Genomic DNA, 16,739 nt, shown 5'->3' on the forward strand with positions numbered 1-16,739 from the left:
ACAGCCGCGCACGGACGGGCGCGCGACGGCGCACCAAGTTATTGACCTGGCAAAGACAAGACTTTAGGTCGGGAGACCCGAAAGGCAATGCAGGCCCTTGGGTACACCCCGCCGGTTTGTCGGGCGGAAGCGGGAAAAGGTTCGGAAATTTCACCGTCGGGTGGCGGTTTTTTCACGATCGCGGTGGTATGAAGACCGCAACGGTCCCATAGCTCAACTGGATAGAGTAACGGATTTCTACTCCGTGGGTTGCAGGTTCGAATCCTGCTGGGATCGCCAATCTCCCCGAACAGCTTCAGCCCTCTGGAGGGTGCTCAAGCAGGTCGCGACAGCCTACATTCCGCCACCGATTTCATTGCTGGCTTTGGGGTTGTTTGTCGCCTGGTTCGCGCCGCTTAGTCCGCCGCCGGCATAGGGGTTGCCGCTGGTTGGCGGACGCGACACCTCGGTGGCTGCAGGTTGTGTCGCGGCATGGCGCTTTTTCTGCTTCGCACTGGCCGCGGACACCGTCAACGCGAGTGTGCAAATCGTGATGACAATGATCTTTTTCATCGTTTCTTCCTTCCGTTGGAGTTTGGCACCCTGGAACCCTCTTCCGCCAGCCCCGGGATTCAACGCCATGCGATCCATTTTGTGTCAGCAACGCCGGGCCCCCCCTGACAGGAGCCGGAAATCTGCTACAAGCTGCCCGACACACCATCGAACAGAAAGACATCGACCGTATGGGTTTTAAGGAACCGAGTTTTGCGGACCGGCAGGCCGCCGCGCAGAACGCCAGGAAGAACATCGTCGAAAAATTCAAAGCCAAGCCGGGGCCTGACGATCCCGCCGTGTTGAAAAAGGCTGCCGAGCGGCAGGCGCAAGCCGCCGCGCGCGCCGAGGCGCAGAAGCAGCGCGAGGCCGCCCGGGTTGAAAAGCTAGCCCGCGAGGCCGAACTCGCAGCCCAGGCAGCCGCGGAAGCCCGCCGCCTGCAGGCCGAAAAAGAGGCTGCGGAAGCCGAGCTGAAGGCTCAGCAGAAGGCAGCTCGGGACGCGCGCTATGCCGCGCGCAAGGCGAAGAAATAACGCGGCCGACACGTCCCGCGACGAAACAGGCCCGCCCGGCGCGAGCGAGCCTGCAGAAAAGCAAAAGACGAGATGAAGTTACTTCTTCATCTCGTCTTTTTTCATGCCGTCCTTCGACATGGTGTCTTTCTTCATACCATCCTTCGACATCGTATCTTTCTTCATGCCATCCTTGGACATGGTGTCTTCCTTCTTCATGCTGTCCTTGGACATCTTGTCCTGAGCGACCGCTGCCGGCGCGAACGCCAGGCCGAGTGACAGAATTGCCGCAGCGCCGAGCGCGAAACGTGTCGTGCGTGCCATGAGAGTCATCCTCTGAAATCGGTTTTATGATGCGGCGAATGCCGCTTCTGGATGTTCGGGATGAACTGGCGTTCGTTACGTCAGGCTGACTGATTATTTTCGAACACGCGCACCACTGCGATACGACGCAACTTTGGCTGCTCGCATCCCAGACTGATGATCACGAAAACGAGAGCCTAAGCGCGGGCCTTGGCATTGAGCGCCGACGCCACCCGGCTCACCGGCGATTTGCCGAGAAGCCCGGCGATGCCGTTGGTGGCGGCAACGAGCTGCTTCATGTCTACGCCGGTCGCAATGCCCATGCCTTCGAGCATGTAGACGACATCCTCGGTCGCGACATTGCCGGTTGCGCCGGGCGCGTAAGGACAGCCGCCGAGACCGCCCGCAGCGGAATCGATCACGCGCGTGCCCTCTTCCAAGCCAGCGTACAGATTGGCCAACGCCTGACCATAAGTGTCGTGGAAGTGCATGCCGAGATTCTTCATCGGGACTTCCGTGGCGACCGCGCGCAGCAATTGCCGTGCTTTCGACGGCGTGCCGACGCCGATTGTATCCCCCAGCGAAACTTCGTAGCAGCCGAGATCCCATAGCTTCTTCGTCACGTCCACGACAGCGGATGGCTTTACCTCGCCGTCATAAGGGCAACCGAGCACGCAAGACACATAGCCGCGAACCTTGATGCCGTCGGCCTTGGCGCGCTCCAGCACCGGTACGAAACGCGCGATCGATTCCGCGACCGTGCAGTTGATATTGGCCTTCGAGAAGCCTTCCGATGCGGAAGCGAACACCGCGATCACCTTCGCGCCGGCTGCTTTCGCCGCGTCATAGCCCTTCTCATTCGGCACTAGCACGTGAAATTCGTAGCCGGGATGATGATCGACCGCGCGCAGCACCTGGTCCGAGTTGGCCATCTGCGGAATAGCCTTGGGCGAGACAAAGCTGCCGACCTCGATGGTGTGCAGGCCTGCCTTGATCAGATCCTCGATGAATGCAATGCGCGCCTCGGCGGTCACGGGCGTCTTTTCGTTCTGCAGCCCGTCGCGGGGGCCGACTTCGACAATACGGACCTGATCGCTCATGAAACCTATGCCTTCAAATCTAAGCTTTGGGCTCGATCTCGGCGAGCTCGACGCCTTCCTGCACGATGTCGCCGACCTTGCACTTGAGCTGCTTCACGATCCCCGCGAACGGCGCACGGAGCGTCTGCTCCATCTTCATCACTTCCAGCGTCAGGATCGCAGCGCCCTTCTCGACCGATACGCCCTCCTCGACAAGGATAGCAACCACAGTGCCGGGCAACGGCGCGACGACGCGATCGGCGCCTGCCTGCTCCTCATCCTCGGTGCCGAACGGATCGACCCAGTGGACTTCAAACCGGCCATTGCGGGTGCGGACATAAACCTCATGGCCGTCGAGCAGGCCGGTGATGTGATGTTTCACGCCGTCGAGTACAAGATCGATCCCGCCGCGCGGTGACGTCGAACTTGCAAAGGCAAGAATTCGTCCATCGATCGCGAGCGTCGAAGGGCCCTGCCCGTATCGCAGCGATACCTTGCGTTCGGTGCCGTCCGCTTGCCGAAACAGGAACCGCCGATGACGCGCGCCGACAGCGGCCCATCCCGACGATGCACGCCATGGCGACTTCACGTCCGCGCCTGCTGCGACTTCCTCGCTCCGAAGGATCGAGGCCACGGCTGCGGCGAGCTCGAGTTCGGTCAGCTCGGCTTCAGCGGGCGTGAGCTTCGCAAGCTCGCGCTCGATAAAGCTGGTGTCGATGGTGTTGGCGCGGACATCAGGATGCGTAATGAGCGCCGACAGGAACGGAATGTTGGTGACAATGCCGCGAACGTCGGTCTCCTGCAGGCCGCGATTGAGCCGTGAGATCGCAAGGTCGCGCGTCGGCGCCCAGGCGATCACCTTGGCCAGCATCGCGTCGTAGTTGGGCGAAACCGTTTTGCCTTCGCCGTAGCCCGCATCGATGCGCAGGCCGTCTACTTCGTCCGGCGTGTGCCAGGTGCGGATGCGGCCGACCGACGGCATGAAGTTCTTGTTCGGATTCTCGGCGTAGACGCGCGCCTCGATGGCGTGGCCGTTGAGCTTGACCTGGTCCTGCGTCAGCGGCAGCTTTTCGCCGAACGCCACGCGCAACTGCAGTTCAACCAGATCGACACCGGTAATCAGCTCGGTCACCGGATGTTCGACCTGAAGGCGCGTGTTCATTTCGATGAAAAACACCTCGCGTCCGTCAGAGACGAACTCGATGGTGCCCGCGCCAACGTAATTCACCGCGCCGGCGGCCTTGCGCGCGGCTTGGCATACAGCTTCGCGCTGAGCAGGATTCAGCGTCGGCGACGGGGCTTCCTCGATGACCTTCTGGTGGCGGCGCTGAAGCGTACATTCGCGCTCGAACAGCGATAGCAGGTTGCCGTGGCTGTCGCCGATGATCTGCACTTCAATGTGGCGCGGATTCAGGACAAATTTCTCGATCAGCATCCGGTCGTCGCCGAAGGCGGCCAATGCTTCGCGCTTGGCGCTGACGATCGCTGCCGTCAGTTCATCCGCGCTGCGGACGATGCGCATACCGCGGCCGCCGCCGCCCGCGGAAGCCTTGGCGAGAACCGGATAACCAATCTTGTTGGCCGCGTCGGCGAGCGTCTTCTCGTCCTGCGCCTCGCCGTGATAGCCGGGCACCAAAGGCACGCCCGCCTTTTCCATCAGCGCCTTGGAGCCGGACTTGGAGCCCATCGCTTCCATCATTTCGGCGGTCGGGCCGACGAACACGATGCCCTCGGCGGCACAGCGACGTGCGAAGTCCGCGTTCTCCGAGAGGAAGCCGTAACCGGGGTGAACAGCCTCGGCGCCCGTCTTCTTCGCGGCCTCAATGATGCGGTCGACATTGAGGTAGCTGTCGCGCGCCCGCGCCGGGCCGAGCAGCACGGCGTCGTCGGCCATGGCAACGTGAAGTGCATCGGCATCGGCTTCGGAATAGACCGCAACCGTTCGCAGGCCCATGGCGCGCGCCGTCTTGATCACACGGCAGGCAATTTCGCCGCGGTTGGCGATCAGCAATGTGTTGAAGCGGCGGTACAGCGCGGCGGGGGTTTTGGCGTTCACTTGCGACTCCATGACCGGCTTTAGCTCCACGACGCCTTGCGCTTTTCAAGAAATGCCGAAAGGCCCTCGCGGGCCTCAGGTTTGGCGCGCACATCGGCAATCAGTTGCGCGGTTTCAGTCATCAGAGCTTCATTGATCGGACGTCCGGCAATGTCGCCTGCAAGTTTCTTCGCGATGGCGCGTGCGCCGGGCGCTGCGGATTTTAGCTGCTTGAGCAGCTTGCCGATCCGTTCGTCGAGCGCTTCCGGCGCGACCACCTCATGCAGCAGACCGATCCGCATCGCCTCGTTGGCGTCGAACACTTCGGCGGTCTGGAAATAGCGTCGCGCTGTCCGTTCGCCGATGGCCCGCAGCACATAGGGACTGATCATGCCCGGCACGATGCCAAGACGAACTTCGGACAGGCAGAACGTTGCATTGGATGTGCCGATGGCAATGTCGCAGGCAGAGACAACACCAACGCCGCCGCCGTAGATCGGACCGTGCACGCGGCCGATGGTCGTCTGGGGCATGCGATCGAGCGCGGACAGCATCCGTACCAGCGGCATCGCGTCCTTAATATTTTCCTCACGCGTATAGGTGCCCGCTTCACGCATCGCGCTGATGTCGGCCCCCGCGCAAAGACTCTTGCCCTCGCCCGCGAGTACCAGCGTTGCAATGGAGCGATCGGCGGCAATACTCTCGAACGCGGCGCGCAGTTCCTCGATCAGTGCCTTGTTCAGGGCGTTGTTCAGTTCGGGGCGGTTCAGCGTGACGCGCGCCACGTCCTGATCGCGTTCGATGCGGACAAGATCGGTCATCGTTGTGTCCCGCATCACATTCTGAACACGCCGAACTTCGGCGGCTCGATCGGTGCATTCGCAGCAGCAGACAAACCAAGCCCGAGCACAAGGCGCGTATCGGCCGGATCAATCACCCCGTCGTCCCACAGCCGTGCGGTGGCGTAGTATGGATGGCCCTGTGTTTCATACTGTTCGCGGATCGGGCTGCGGAAAGCGTCCTCTTCCTTTGCCGACCACGTGCCGCCCTTGGCTTCGATGTTGTCGCGGCGAAGTTGGCTCAGCACCATCGACGCCTGCTCGCCGCCCATCACCGAAATGCGCGCATTCGGCCACATCCAGAGGAAGCGCGGGCTGTAGGCGCGGCCGCACATACCGTAGTTGCCGGCACCATAAGAGCCGCCGATCACCACAGTGAATTTCGGCACGGACGCGGTAGCAACCGCTGTGACGAGCTTGGCGCCGTCGCGGGCGATGCCGCCCGCCTCGTACTTCTTGCCGACCATGAAACCGGTGATGTTCTGCAGGAACAGCAGCGGAATGCCCCGCTGGCAGCACAGCTCAATGAAATGCGCGCCCTTCAGCGAACTCTCGCTGAACAGGATTCCGTTGTTGGCGATGATGCCGACCGGATAGCCCCAGATATGCGCGAAGCCGCACACAAGAGTCGTTCCGTACAGTTTCTTGAATTCCTCGAACTCCGAGCCGTCAACGATCCGCGCGATGATCTCGCGCACGTCGAATGGCTTGCGCGCATCGACCGGAACGACACCGTAGATATCTTCGCGCTCGAACAATGGATCGCGCGGTTCGCGCAATCCTGTCGCGGAGGATGTCGCCGGATTGAGATTGCCCACGATGCGCCGCGCGATGCCGATGGCGTGGCTGTCGTTCTGCGCATAGTGATCGGTCACGCCGGACTGGCGGCTGTGAACGTCCGCGCCGCCGAGTTCTTCCGCCGTCACGACCTCGCCGGTTGCAGCTTTCACCAGCGGCGGGCCGCCAAGGAAGATGGTACCCTGATTGCGAACGATGATGCTCTCGTCGGACATCGCGGGCACGTAAGCACCGCCGGCCGTACACGAGCCCATGACGATGGCGATCTGCGGAATGCCCTGCGCGGACATGTTGGCCTGATTATAGAAGATGCGCCCGAAATGCTTCTCGTCAGGGAAGATTTCATCCTGCTGCGGCAGGAATGCGCCGCCGGAATCCACCATGTAGATGCACGGCAGGTTGTTCTGCCGCGCAATGTCCTGCGCGCGCAGATGCTTCTTCACCGTCATCGGATAATAGGTGCCGCCGCTGATCGTTGCGTCGTTGGCGACGATGACGCATTCGCGGCCCGAGACGCGGCCGATGCCGGTGACGATGCTGGCCGAATGCACCGCGCCGCCGTACAGGCCGTAGGCCGCCATCGGCGAGAATTCCAGAAAGGCCGTACCGGGATCGATCAGAAGATCGACGCGGTCTCGCGCCAGCATCTTGCCGCGTGCCGAGTGTTTCGCGCGGGACGCTTCACCGCCCCCGCCCGCCACCTGCGACAGCTTCTCCCGCAGGTCCGCGACCAGGGTACGCATCGCCTCGGCATTGCGCGTGAAATCGGACGACTTGGGATCGAGTCCGGAACGAAGAGCCATTGTTTCCCGCCGCGTAACGTTTTGATCTTGCTTGCTTCCGTCCATTCCGGACGGCTTCGACCCGCAAGGTGTCACTGCTTGGCGGCTGAATGCAACCACAACTTTTGCGACGATATTGAAGGGACTTGCGCCGGATCAGACGCCCTCAATAGGCCAAAGCAATACTTTGAAATGTCATGTCCCGGACATTTGTTGGGGCAATTTCACCCGCGCCGGATTCCGGGTTCGGGCAATGCCGGACACACTCCCGCGGTTGCCAGACCGCAGGCCGCAAACTCCAACACGGTTTGGCAGGCTTCAGGCTTAGTGTGTCCAGGGTTCGACGCGGCGGAAGGCGAAATTGTCCGCGTAGGCCTTCGCGCGCGGCTGCAATTCCTTCGGCTCAAGCACCTGGTACGGGATGCCTTCCCGCTCGCAATAGGCAACGGCCTCTTCCTTGGTGTCGAAATGGAGGGTCACCTGCTGCTTCATGTCTGCAGAGCTGGTCCAGCCCATCAGCGGTTCGATCACGCGTGGCTGCTCGGGCTCATAGTCTAGCTGCCATGACTTTGTCTTGGCCCACCCGGACTGCATCGCGTTCTTGGCAGGTTTGAATATTCTGGCTGTCATGGATTCGGGTCCTGGCCTGCTCGCCGTGGCATCGATCAGATTCAGATAATGGGTAAAAAGCACGAAATTCGGGGGCCGGCCAAGATCCAGATGTTGAGCGCCCTGTCCCGAAGAAGACTTTCTACGGCGAGTTCTGATATAGTCGGTCCGAAACGCCGTGACAATGTCGGACCGATTAGGTCCGGATAGGCGCCGCCGAAGTTATTTTTTGGTTCGATCGCATTACGAAACGGTACCCATGGAAATTCAGGCAACACTCCCAGAAAAGGGCCGAGATCTCCGGCTCGATTTCTTCCGCGGTATCGCCAACTGGTGGATTTTTCTCGACCACATTCCCAACAACGTCATCAACTGGGTCACGCCGCGAAACTACGGATTCAGCGACGCGGCCGACCTGTTCGTGTTCATCTCGGGCTACACGGCGTCTTTCGTTTACGCCAAGATGATGCTCGATCGCGGCTTTATCGTCGGTTCGACACGGCTGTGGAAGCGCGTCTGGCAACTCTATGTCGCGCACGTCATTCTGTTTGTGATTTACATCGCGGCGATCGGCTGGGTCGCGCTGCGTTATGCCGATCCGGACATCCTGAACGAGTTCAATGTCGCCGGTCTGGTTGAAAATCCGATCCAGACGCTGACGCAGGGTCTTATCCTGCGATTCAAGCCGGTCAATCTGGACGTGCTACCGCTCTACATCATCCTGATGGGCTTTTTCCCGCCGGTGCTGTGGCTGATGCTGCGCAAGCCCGACATGGTGATGATCGCTTCGCTGGTGCTGTATTTCGCAGCCCGTCAGTTCGGCTGGAATTTCTCGGCCTATCCGATCGGCTCCTGGTATTTCAATCCATATACTTGGCAGCTTCTGTTCGTGTTCGGCGCCTGGTTTGCGCTGGGCGGGGCAATCGAATCCCGCTCGATTATCAGGTCCCGCTGGTTGCTGGTCGCGGGGTCCCTCTATCTTGTCTTTGCGATGATCATGACGATGGCCGGGCGCTTTGAATCCTTCGGCGCCCTGTTTCCGAAGTGGCTCTATGACGCCTTCAATCCGAACGACAAGACGTTCCTGGCGCCGTATCGCGTCATCCATTTCGTGGTGATTGCGTTCTTGATCACCCGCTTTGTGCCCAAGGATTGGAGTTTACTCGAATCGAAGTGGCTCGAACCCGTGATCAAGTGCGGTCAGCAATCGCTGCAGGTGTTTTGCGTCGGCATATTCCTTTCGTTCGTTGCGCATTTCGTGCTGATGCTGAGCTGGGGGACGGTTTGGGCGCAGCTTGGCGTCAGCATCGTCGGTGTCGCGATCTTGACCGCTGTCGCTTACTATGGAAGCTGGTCCAAGAAGCAGGACAAGCCGTCAGCCCGTACGGCACCCGCAAAGGCGGCCGCAACGCAGCCCTCGGCGGCTCCGGGAGCCTGATCCGCGGTTGGCCGGAACAATTCCACATGCGGTCGGATTATCCCTTCGCGAGTGGCCTTCCGCCTTGCTGACGCCGTGCGAAGCGTGTATCGACTGGATTTATCGGGGTATAGCGTAGCCTGGTAGCGCGGCAGTTTTGGGTACTGCAGGTCCGAGGTTCGAATCCTCGTGCCCCGACCATCTAAATCATTGAATCTACTAAATTTTCCCAAAGTGATTCTGACAGCCGGTTCTTTCGGCGTTCCCGCGCATTTTATGCACTTTTACCCGACGCCGAGGCGTGTCCCCGGGCGGTTACCCGTGCGTGGGTTCACCGCGTTCCAAACAACGGATGGGCGACGCGATCGCCAGCCTGAATTCCGTACTTCCGGGCGGTGCCTCCGATCACCTCCAGCACGCCCTTGGCCAGACCTCCCGACGAAATGATCTTTTCGGAATGGGGTTCGGTGTTTTCCGCGATCCGCAGAATCCGGCCATCGCTCCGGATAAAGATCATGTCGAGCGGAATGAAGGTGTTCTTCATCCACATCGAAACCGGCTGCTCCGGTGAGAAGTCGAACAGCATGCCCCGCCCTTCGGCCAGCTCCTTGCGATACATCAGGCCAGTGGCCCGCTCCTGTTCGGTCTTCGCCATTTCGACGGTGAACACGTGCACGCCGGACTTGGTGACAATCTCCAGCGGCTGTATCTCGGCGGCAACAACATTGGTCACCGTCGCTGCAAGAAGCGCCATCATCACCGCGAGGACGACCCGGATGTTCGTTTTCAGATTTGGGGATTTCGGCAGACGACCAAACAGCATTCGCAATCAATATCCTGAACCAACGACCGCGGCACCCTAGCGCGGCAATCATGGCAAAGGCCAGACGCAGGTCTGGCCTTGTTGGAGGATCACGCGGATGTGGTCAGGGCAGACCGGCGCAATCTGCCAGTCTTGCGCGGGACTAGTGTGAGGACAGTCCGGGTGCGCCGGTCTCCGGCTGGATCTCAGCCGCCATCATGCCCTTGGAACCGGGCCCGAAGCGGACCAGCACGTACTGGCCGGGGCGCAGTTCGGTCATGCCGTACCGGCGGAGGGTTTCCATGTGCACGAAGATATCCGGCGTCCCCTCACCGCAACTGAGGAAGCCGAAGCCGCGCAGCCGGTTGAACCACTTCACCTGCGCCCGCTCCAGACCACTGGTCGGGGTAACGCTGACATGGGTCCGTGCCGGAAGCATTTGCGCCGGATGGATCGCCGTCGACTCGTCCATCGAAACGATGCGGAAGGCCTGGTAGCCCTTCTGGCGCTGCACGCATTCGCAGACCAGACGCGCGCCCTCATAGGCGGTCTGGTAGCCATCGCGGCGCAGCACCGTGACGTGGAGCAGCACATCGGGCCAGCCATTGTCGGGGACAATAAAGCCGTAACCCTTGGAGGCGTCGAACCATTTGATGACGCCGGAAATCTCGACGAGGTTGACGGCCGCTCCATCCGCGGCTGCGAAATTGTCGGCAGCCAACTCGCCTGGAGCGAACCTGTCGGGTCCAGCCCCCATTAGCGAACCGCCTGCCTTCTTGGACTCAAATGCGTCCGAACCCATGACCCCCGGACCCCAAACAAAAATCTGCAGTCAGTCACCGACATGACCAAGAACGTTATGCGACGAAGCTCGCTTCGCATTTTCTCGCCGTGACGAATCAAAACTGAGAAACGCGAATCCTTGATTGAACGATAACACTCCGGAACAATGCTGAAAGACAAAAAAGAAATCAGCAGCGACCTATGAACAGCCTTGAACGATTGCGAATCAACTGAGTAGGTCAATTACCCACGAATGGTCCGAGTATCTCGCCGATGTCGTGGCGGATCACCAGATCGGCAATATCATCTTGATCTGTCGGCTCATTGTTGATGATCACGAGCTTTGCGCCACAGTTCCGCGCCAATACTGGAAAACCTGCCGCAGGCCATACCACCAGAGACGATCCGATCGCGAGGAACAGATCGCAGTGCTGCGCAAGCTCTGTTGCCCTGCGCATTTCTTCTTCCGGCATCGACTGGCCGAAGGAAATCGTAGCCGACTTTACCGGCTCGCCGCATGCCGTACAGGATGGTGCAATACCTTCAGGATCAAACCGTTCCTTGACCCAGCCGATCTCGAACCGCGTTCCGCATCCGATGCAACGGGCATAGGTGGTGTTGCCATGCAACTCCACGACATGCTCGGGGGAAAAGCCCGATGCCTGATGCAGATTGTCGATGTTCTGCGTCACGATCGCGGGCACCTTCCCCGCCTTGTACAGCGACGCCAGTGCGCGGTGCCCGCGCCCGGGTCGCGCCGCTGCGAAGCTCGGTTCCATCGCAAAGCGGCGGCGCCAAGCTTCGTCCCTCGCCTCCTGGCTCGCAACGAACTCGTCGAAAGGGATAGGCCGGTTGCGTGTCCACAGACCACCCGGTGAACGGAAATCGGGAATTCCAGATTCCGTGGAAATACCCGCGCCGGTGAACGGCACGATGGTCCGGGCCTCGGCGATCATGTCGCCGAGCAGGTCGATTCCGCTGCGAAGATCGGATGCAATCATCATGCGCCCTGAGAGAGCTGTCGTGCGAACTATAACTCAATAAAAATGGGGGCGCGAAGCCCCCATTGACTGTCGATCACGGATCGTTGCGGCTCAAGCGGCCTTGGTGGCTTGCGGCTTCAAGGCTTCCTGAAGCTGCGGCTTCAAGGCTTCCTTGACATCCTTCAGGTCCTTCTTCGGCACAACGGTCTTGGTCTTCTTGCCACCGAATGCTGCGAGCTTTTCCATTTCCGCGGCGAGTTCAAGCTGGCGTGCGGCAACCTTCTCGGCGAGCTTTTCGCTCGTCTGGTCGCGCAGTTTCGCCAGATCGTCGATCGACATCGAATCCAGATCTATTTTTTGCATGGTCGTCTCCGTTAAGTGCTCACGGGGTATCAAGAAGGACCATGCCTCGCCAGTTGACGCGGTTTCTTATCCACTGTCATAGGGCGAGCAACCGCCTGAAAACGTCAGCAGCCTGTGTATTTTGGCGACAAGCCGTCGTGACGGTTGCGGAGGTAGGCCAGCCCGAACACCGCCAAACGCTGCGGATCGGTTTCGCCGGCAGATGAAAGCGTTTCGAGGTAACTGCTGAGATTTTCGCGGGCCTCGTGTAGTGCGTCTTCGCTCAGGTTACGCATCATCCCGAACGTATGAATAACCCGATCAATTACCTCGTTCAAAAAGCGCCTCCATCATCTCGAAGTTGTGAAGGACAACGGCATCGCAGCGAAAAAGTTCCTTTCGCCTGAACTGCCCTCCCGTCCAATTAACTGCTATTGGATCGCGCTCCCTCAACTCCGGCATGTCCGAAGAAGGATAAGAAACATGCGTTACCTCCACACCATGCTGCGTGTCCGCAACCTTGACACCGCCCTCAAGTTCTACAGCGACGCGCTTGGACTGAAGGAAGTCCGCCGCACGGAAAGCGAGAAAGGCCGATTTACGCTGGTGTTCCTGTGCGCAGCCGAAGACGAAAGCCTGCTCAAGCAGGTCAAAGGACGCGGCGCGCCGCTGGTCGAACTGACGTACAACTGGGATGAAGAGACCTATGGCGAAGATCGTTACTTCGGACACCTCGCCTATGAGGTCGACGATATCTATGCGACATGCGATCGGCTGATGAAGCTCGGCATCACCATCAATCGTCCGCCGCGCGACGGTCAGATGGCCTTCATCCGTTCACCCGACCTGCACTCTATCGAGCTCTTGCAGAAGGGCGATGCACTCGCACCGCAAGAACCCTGGAGTTCGATGCCGAATACCGGCCACTGGTAATCCGCATACCGGTTCGTGAGTTCTAATTTTTAGGAACATCGCCATCGCTTCGACGTTCTCCATGTCCTGAGGTTGATATGGAGGCGAAAATGGGACGCGGAATTCTATTATGGCTGCTGGGTGTGCCGATTCCAGTGATCTTTTTGCTTTGGCTGTTCTTCGGACGCTAGCCGTACGGATATGAAAGCTCCCGCGTATACGGGGCTTTCATTCACTTTTGATCGATCCAGAAGCCGAGCGCTCAAGGTTTTTTACAATCAGCGTTGGCTTCGACCAACTTGACGAGTTTGTTACCCGCCGCCTTGAGAATGCACATCTCGACTTGCTTGCCGGCCGGCACTGGCTTGGCGCAAATGATCTGAGGATTATCGTCGTAAACGGCGGTCGAGAATTTGCAGTTTGCCTGACATGACGCGGTGTAGTTGAACGGATTGGTGAGCAACACGCTGGCCGATTCTTCGCCCGGCAGAATCGTGCATGTAATCGGGACGGGCTCGGCAAACAGCATGGACGGTGGATTTCCGATGAGCGCCGCCAGAAAAAACATTGTTAGTTTGCGCTGCATGAATCGACCGTCGTTGCTTCGCCGTCACGGTATCAAGGCCGCCTGCCCAAGACGAGACGTTTCATAGGCGGCCGCAAGTTCAAGTATCACCCAGCAGGACCATCGGTCGGCTGTTCTGAGTTGCAAATGCTTGCGATCTCTGTTCGAAATCGGCGGACGGCTGATGCCGTCAGGGCGATCATCGTGCAAAACATCATCAACGCTTTTCTGCTGGTCTATGCCGCGCTGTTTCCGATCGTCAACCCGATCGGAAGCGCGCCGCTCTTCCTGCGCATGACCCGCGGACGCACCACGGCCGAGCGCAGCGTTCTTGCCCTGAACGTAGCCCGCAACAGTTTCTTCCTCCTGCTCGGCTCGCTGTTTATCGGCTCTCATGTCCTCGAATTCTTCGGAATTACCCTGCCCGTCGTCCGGGTCGCCGGTGGACTGGTGGTGGCGACCTTTGGCTGGCGGCTGCTCCACGCTCCTGTAGAATCCGTGGATCACCCAAAGGTGGACGCCGGCCCAACGATCGATGCGTTCTATCCATTGACCATGCCGCTGACGGTCGGACCCGGCTCGATCTCCGTTGCAGTTACCCTGGGAAGCCAGCGGCCGATAGCGACCGACGATCTCACCCAATTGGCCGTTCTTGGCGGCGCCGCGGTGGCAGGTCTTGCCGCCATCGCCATCACGATCTTCGTCTGTTATCGCTTCGCCGATCGCATCATCATGTTTCTCGGCGCACGCGGAACGGACGTGGTCATGCGACTCTCGGCCTTCATCCTCTTTTGCATCGGCATTCAGATCATCTGGAACGGATGCAGTGCGCTGCTCAAGACCCTCTGACGACGAACAACTGCCTCCCGCTCACGGCTTTGTGCATCGCAGCAACTGGAACCACAGGTTCAACCCGCTGTTTTGGCGGAGCATTTTGATTAAGCATGAGTTCCCTACCTCCGAAGGGCGCATTGAACACGGAGGTAAATTTGGCTAGGTGTTGATTAACGCGGACCTTCCATGGCCGCCATGCCAGGGTTCGCTTCTCGATGATCAGCCCTTTGCCCGGCCGGAAAACGGCCTCGACGATCGCCGCCACGGTTGGTGCGCTTGCGCTTGGTATCTCGGCGCTTGTCGTGAGCCCTGCTGCCTCGCGCGCCGAACAAGCCAATGGCCCTGCTGTCAGCGATGACCTCAACAGCGTCTTCAAGGCTCAACCCTGCGTGCAGTCGAAGTCGCTCGCGCAGCTCGATGCTCCCATCGCGCGGGTCGCCAAACGCTTGGACGCGCATCAACCCGTCACCATCGTTGCGGTTGGCTCGTCCTCGACCGGTGGCGCAGGCGCCAGCTCGGCGGCGTTCTCGTATCCAAGCCGCCTCGAGCGCGAATTGCGCCAAAGGTTTCCGGAAACGCCTGTCACCGTCATCAATCAGGGCATCAACGGCGAAGACGCCAACTCGATGATGGCGCGGATGGATGCGGTTCTCGAGCCGAAGCCGGATCTGGTGATCTGGCAGCTCGGCACCAACACCGTGCTTCGCGACGGCAATATCCCTGAGACAGCCAACGTGTTGCAGGCCGGGATTTCCCGCATCAGAAAAAGCGGTGCGGACGTGCTGCTGATCGACCCGCAGTTTGCGCCGCGCGTGAACGCCAAGCCTGCGGTCAGCGAAATGGTCGGGCTGATTGCTTACGTCGCGAAGCAGACGCACGTCCCGTTGTTTCGCCGCTACGTGGCCATGCGGAACTGGCACGAAGATCAGGCTATCGCGTTCGACCGGTTCATTACCGCCGATGGCTTGCACATGAACGACTGGGGCTATTCCTGCCTCGCACGCCTGCTCGCCGATAACATCACGGCGACGGTTGCCCGATCGCGCGCCATCGCAGGCGTGAGGCCGTTCCAGTAAGACCCGGGCGCCGTCCAGCGCCCTCAGATTACTTCCCCGCTGTGATAGTATTCGGTTTCCGGATGACGCATATCCCATGCAGCAACTGGGCCTTCGGGCTTCGGTTTGTACGGGAACCGCATGACGCATTCGCATCACGCCGCGCACGACGACCACGCTGATCATGGGCATCACGGTCATGCTCATGGACACAGCGGACACGTTCACGCGCCCGCAAGTTTCGGGACCGCCTTCGCTGTCGGTATCGTGCTCAACACGCTCTTCGTCATCGTCGAAGCGATCTACGGCTACATCAGTAACTCGACGGCCCTGATCGCGGATGCCGGACACAATCTGTCCGATGTTCTGGGACTGGTCGTCGCGTGGATCGCCGTCATTCTGTCGAAGCGGCCCCCTTCAGCGCGCTACACCTACGGCCTGCGCGGTTCCTCGATCCTGGCGGCGTTGTTCAATGCAGTCTTCCTGCTGATCGCCGTCGGCGCGATCGGCTGGCAGGCCGTGCTGCGCCTGTTCAATCCCGAGCCAGTCGCGGAAATGACCGTCATGATCGTCGCGGCTATCGGGATCGTCATCAACGGCTTCACTGCGCTGCTGTTCGCCTCGGGCCGCAAGAGCGATCTCAATATCCAGGGCGCCTACCTGCACATGGCCGCTGACGCCGCCGTGTCGGCCGGCGTCGTCATCGCCGCATTGATTATCATGTTCACCGGCTGGCTGTGGCTCGATGCGATTACAAGCCTCGCGATCGTTGCTGTCATCGTGTGGGGCACATGGGGGCTGTTGCGCGACAGCACAGCGATGTCGCTTGGCGCGGTGCCTTCAACCATCGATCCGGCGGCGGTTCGCCGTTACCTTGAACAGCGCCCCGGGGTCACGGAGGTCTGCGACCTTCATATCTGGCCAATGAGCACGACCGAGGTTGCGCTGACCTGCCATCTGGTCATGCCGTCCGGTCATCCGGGAGACGCATTCCTGATCGAGGCAACGCATCACCTGAATGACGATTTCGGTATTAAACATGCGACAATCCAGATCATAACCAGTCCGGTCACGGCCTGCGCGCTGGCACCCGACAGCCAGTTAACCGGCCTTGAAAAGGCCTGACAGAAAATCTACTGATAGAACATGATCGGCAGTCTTCAACGCAATGCGAGCCTCGGCTCCGGACGCAACGGACGGCGCTCCCGTCTGTCGCTCGTCCTCGCATTGATGCTTGGCCTGCTGGCATCGCTGTTTCATTGCGCAAACCACGATCTGGCTTTTGCTGGCTCGGATACCACGGTGATCGCGATGGATTTCGGCGGGAGCACCCCGCCGGATACCGCCGATCAAAAGATGCCATCTCATTGCGGCCATTGCCTGAGCCATGTGACCGGACAACCGGCCTTTGCCGTGAGCCTTCCGACTGACATCAGCCACCAAGCACCGCCCATCGGCCGGGAACAGACACCACCATCGCTGGCCGGCCTGCCCCTTTTCAAACCACCCCGCGCCTAAATCCCGAGGCCGAAAGGCCCGCTGGCATGTCCGCAGCCGC

At 60.0% G+C, this 16,739-nt stretch carries 20 protein-coding genes and 2 tRNA genes; 9 read left to right on the forward strand and 13 right to left on the reverse strand.

Going from position 1 to position 16,739, the window contains the following annotated elements; all coding sequences use genetic code 11:
- The first annotated feature begins 202 nt into the window (after window positions 1-202).
- Window positions 203-279, forward strand: a tRNA-Arg gene (locus BN32_RS05790).
- 54 nt (window positions 280-333) lie between these two features.
- Here the strand turns inward: BN32_RS05790 and BN32_RS05795 are convergent.
- Window positions 334-630 carry a hypothetical protein gene (locus tag BN32_RS05795; protein WP_152343657.1) on the reverse strand — a complete coding sequence of 99 codons (297 nt, stop codon included), beginning with the start codon at window positions 628-630 and terminating at the stop codon, window positions 334-336.
- Between the two features lie 92 nt (window positions 631-722).
- Between BN32_RS05795 and BN32_RS05800 the strand changes: the two genes are divergently transcribed.
- Entirely contained in the window at window positions 723-1,064 is a 342-nt protein-coding gene (locus tag BN32_RS05800) for a DUF6481 family protein (protein WP_019197182.1), read from the forward strand.
- 78 nt (window positions 1,065-1,142) lie between these two features.
- Here BN32_RS05800 and BN32_RS05805 read toward each other — a convergent pair whose 3' ends face one another.
- The 6 genes from BN32_RS05805 to BN32_RS05830 all read right to left on the reverse strand — a co-directional run bounded on the left by BN32_RS05805 (window position 1,143) and on the right by BN32_RS05830 (window position 7,509).
- Window positions 1,143-1,367 carry a pentapeptide MXKDX repeat protein gene (locus BN32_RS05805; RefSeq protein WP_019197183.1) on the reverse strand — a complete coding sequence of 75 codons (225 nt, stop codon included), beginning with the start codon at window positions 1,365-1,367 and terminating at the stop codon, window positions 1,143-1,145.
- Between the two features lie 176 nt (window positions 1,368-1,543).
- Window positions 1,544-2,446, reverse strand: coding sequence for a hydroxymethylglutaryl-CoA lyase (locus BN32_RS05810; protein ID WP_019197184.1), 903 nt, complete (start codon window positions 2,444-2,446; stop codon window positions 1,544-1,546).
- 19 nt (window positions 2,447-2,465) lie between these two features.
- A complete protein-coding gene (locus tag BN32_RS05815; RefSeq protein WP_040426032.1) occupies window positions 2,466-4,493 on the reverse strand; it encodes an acetyl/propionyl/methylcrotonyl-CoA carboxylase subunit alpha in 2,028 nt (675 codons plus the stop codon).
- 8 nt (window positions 4,494-4,501) lie between these two features.
- Window positions 4,502-5,281: an enoyl-CoA hydratase/isomerase family protein gene (locus BN32_RS05820; protein WP_040426033.1), complete on the reverse strand. Its 780-nt coding sequence runs from the start codon at window positions 5,279-5,281 to the stop codon at window positions 4,502-4,504.
- Window positions 5,282-5,295: 14 nt separating this feature from the next.
- A complete protein-coding gene (locus BN32_RS05825) occupies window positions 5,296-6,900 on the reverse strand; it encodes a carboxyl transferase domain-containing protein (RefSeq protein WP_019197187.1) in 1,605 nt (534 codons plus the stop codon).
- 303 nt (window positions 6,901-7,203) lie between these two features.
- The gene (locus tag BN32_RS05830; RefSeq protein ID WP_040426035.1) at window positions 7,204-7,509 is read right to left on the reverse strand and encodes an ETC complex I subunit; all 306 of its coding nucleotides are present in this window, start codon (window positions 7,507-7,509) and stop codon (window positions 7,204-7,206) included.
- A gap of 238 nt (window positions 7,510-7,747) precedes the next feature.
- Here BN32_RS05830 and BN32_RS05835 point away from each other — a divergent pair, with 238 nt between their 5' ends.
- Together BN32_RS05835 and BN32_RS05840 are read left to right on the forward strand one after the other, a co-directional pair.
- Window positions 7,748-8,926 carry an OpgC domain-containing protein gene (locus tag BN32_RS05835; RefSeq protein WP_019197189.1) on the forward strand — a complete coding sequence of 393 codons (1,179 nt, stop codon included), beginning with the start codon at window positions 7,748-7,750 and terminating at the stop codon, window positions 8,924-8,926.
- 103 nt (window positions 8,927-9,029) lie between these two features.
- Window positions 9,030-9,106, forward strand: a tRNA-Pro gene (locus BN32_RS05840).
- Window positions 9,107-9,236: 130 nt separating this feature from the next.
- On the opposite strand, the gene BN32_RS05845 is transcribed toward BN32_RS05840, so the two are convergent.
- From BN32_RS05845 to BN32_RS26710, 5 genes are all read right to left on the reverse strand, one after another.
- Entirely contained in the window at window positions 9,237-9,728 is a 492-nt protein-coding gene (locus tag BN32_RS05845; protein ID WP_019197190.1) for a DUF192 domain-containing protein, read from the reverse strand.
- A 142-nt stretch (window positions 9,729-9,870) separates the two neighbouring features.
- Complete coding sequence (locus BN32_RS05850) at window positions 9,871-10,509, reverse strand: cold-shock protein (RefSeq protein WP_019197191.1); 639 nt, start codon at window positions 10,507-10,509, stop codon at window positions 9,871-9,873.
- Between the two features lie 220 nt (window positions 10,510-10,729).
- Window positions 10,730-11,491: an SIR2 family NAD-dependent protein deacylase gene (locus BN32_RS05855; RefSeq protein WP_040426036.1), complete on the reverse strand. Its 762-nt coding sequence runs from the start codon at window positions 11,489-11,491 to the stop codon at window positions 10,730-10,732.
- A 93-nt stretch (window positions 11,492-11,584) separates the two neighbouring features.
- Window positions 11,585-11,836 carry a hypothetical protein gene (locus tag BN32_RS05860; protein WP_040425491.1) on the reverse strand — a complete coding sequence of 84 codons (252 nt, stop codon included), beginning with the start codon at window positions 11,834-11,836 and terminating at the stop codon, window positions 11,585-11,587.
- 104 nt (window positions 11,837-11,940) lie between these two features.
- A complete protein-coding gene (locus BN32_RS26710; protein ID WP_040425493.1) occupies window positions 11,941-12,153 on the reverse strand; it encodes a hypothetical protein in 213 nt (70 codons plus the stop codon).
- Between the two features lie 145 nt (window positions 12,154-12,298).
- Between BN32_RS26710 and BN32_RS05870 the strand changes: the two genes are divergently transcribed.
- Window positions 12,299-12,748: a VOC family protein gene (locus BN32_RS05870; RefSeq protein ID WP_040425495.1), complete on the forward strand. Its 450-nt coding sequence runs from the start codon at window positions 12,299-12,301 to the stop codon at window positions 12,746-12,748.
- 241 nt (window positions 12,749-12,989) lie between these two features.
- On the opposite strand, the gene BN32_RS05875 is transcribed toward BN32_RS05870, so the two are convergent.
- Entirely contained in the window at window positions 12,990-13,313 is a 324-nt protein-coding gene (locus BN32_RS05875; RefSeq protein WP_040425497.1) for a hypothetical protein, read from the reverse strand.
- 126 nt (window positions 13,314-13,439) lie between these two features.
- Between BN32_RS05875 and BN32_RS05880 the strand changes: the two genes are divergently transcribed.
- The 4 genes from BN32_RS05880 (at window position 13,440) to BN32_RS05895 (ending at window position 16,699) form a co-directional block, all read left to right on the forward strand.
- Window positions 13,440-14,141 (forward strand): MarC family protein, encoded by a 702-nt coding sequence (locus BN32_RS05880; RefSeq protein WP_019197198.1) that lies wholly within the window; start codon window positions 13,440-13,442, stop codon window positions 14,139-14,141.
- A 200-nt stretch (window positions 14,142-14,341) separates the two neighbouring features.
- A complete protein-coding gene (locus BN32_RS05885; protein WP_019197199.1) occupies window positions 14,342-15,202 on the forward strand; it encodes an SGNH/GDSL hydrolase family protein in 861 nt (286 codons plus the stop codon).
- A gap of 120 nt (window positions 15,203-15,322) precedes the next feature.
- Window positions 15,323-16,306 (forward strand): cation diffusion facilitator family transporter, encoded by a 984-nt coding sequence (locus BN32_RS05890; RefSeq protein WP_019197200.1) that lies wholly within the window; start codon window positions 15,323-15,325, stop codon window positions 16,304-16,306.
- A gap of 21 nt (window positions 16,307-16,327) precedes the next feature.
- Window positions 16,328-16,699, forward strand: a complete 372-nt coding sequence (locus BN32_RS05895) for a hypothetical protein (RefSeq protein ID WP_019197201.1) — start codon at window positions 16,328-16,330, stop codon at window positions 16,697-16,699.
- Window positions 16,700-16,739 lie beyond the last annotated feature (40 nt).

It is taken from the genome of Afipia birgiae 34632 (assembly GCF_000308295.2).
GTDB lineage: Bacteria > Pseudomonadota > Alphaproteobacteria > Rhizobiales > Xanthobacteraceae > Afipia > Afipia birgiae.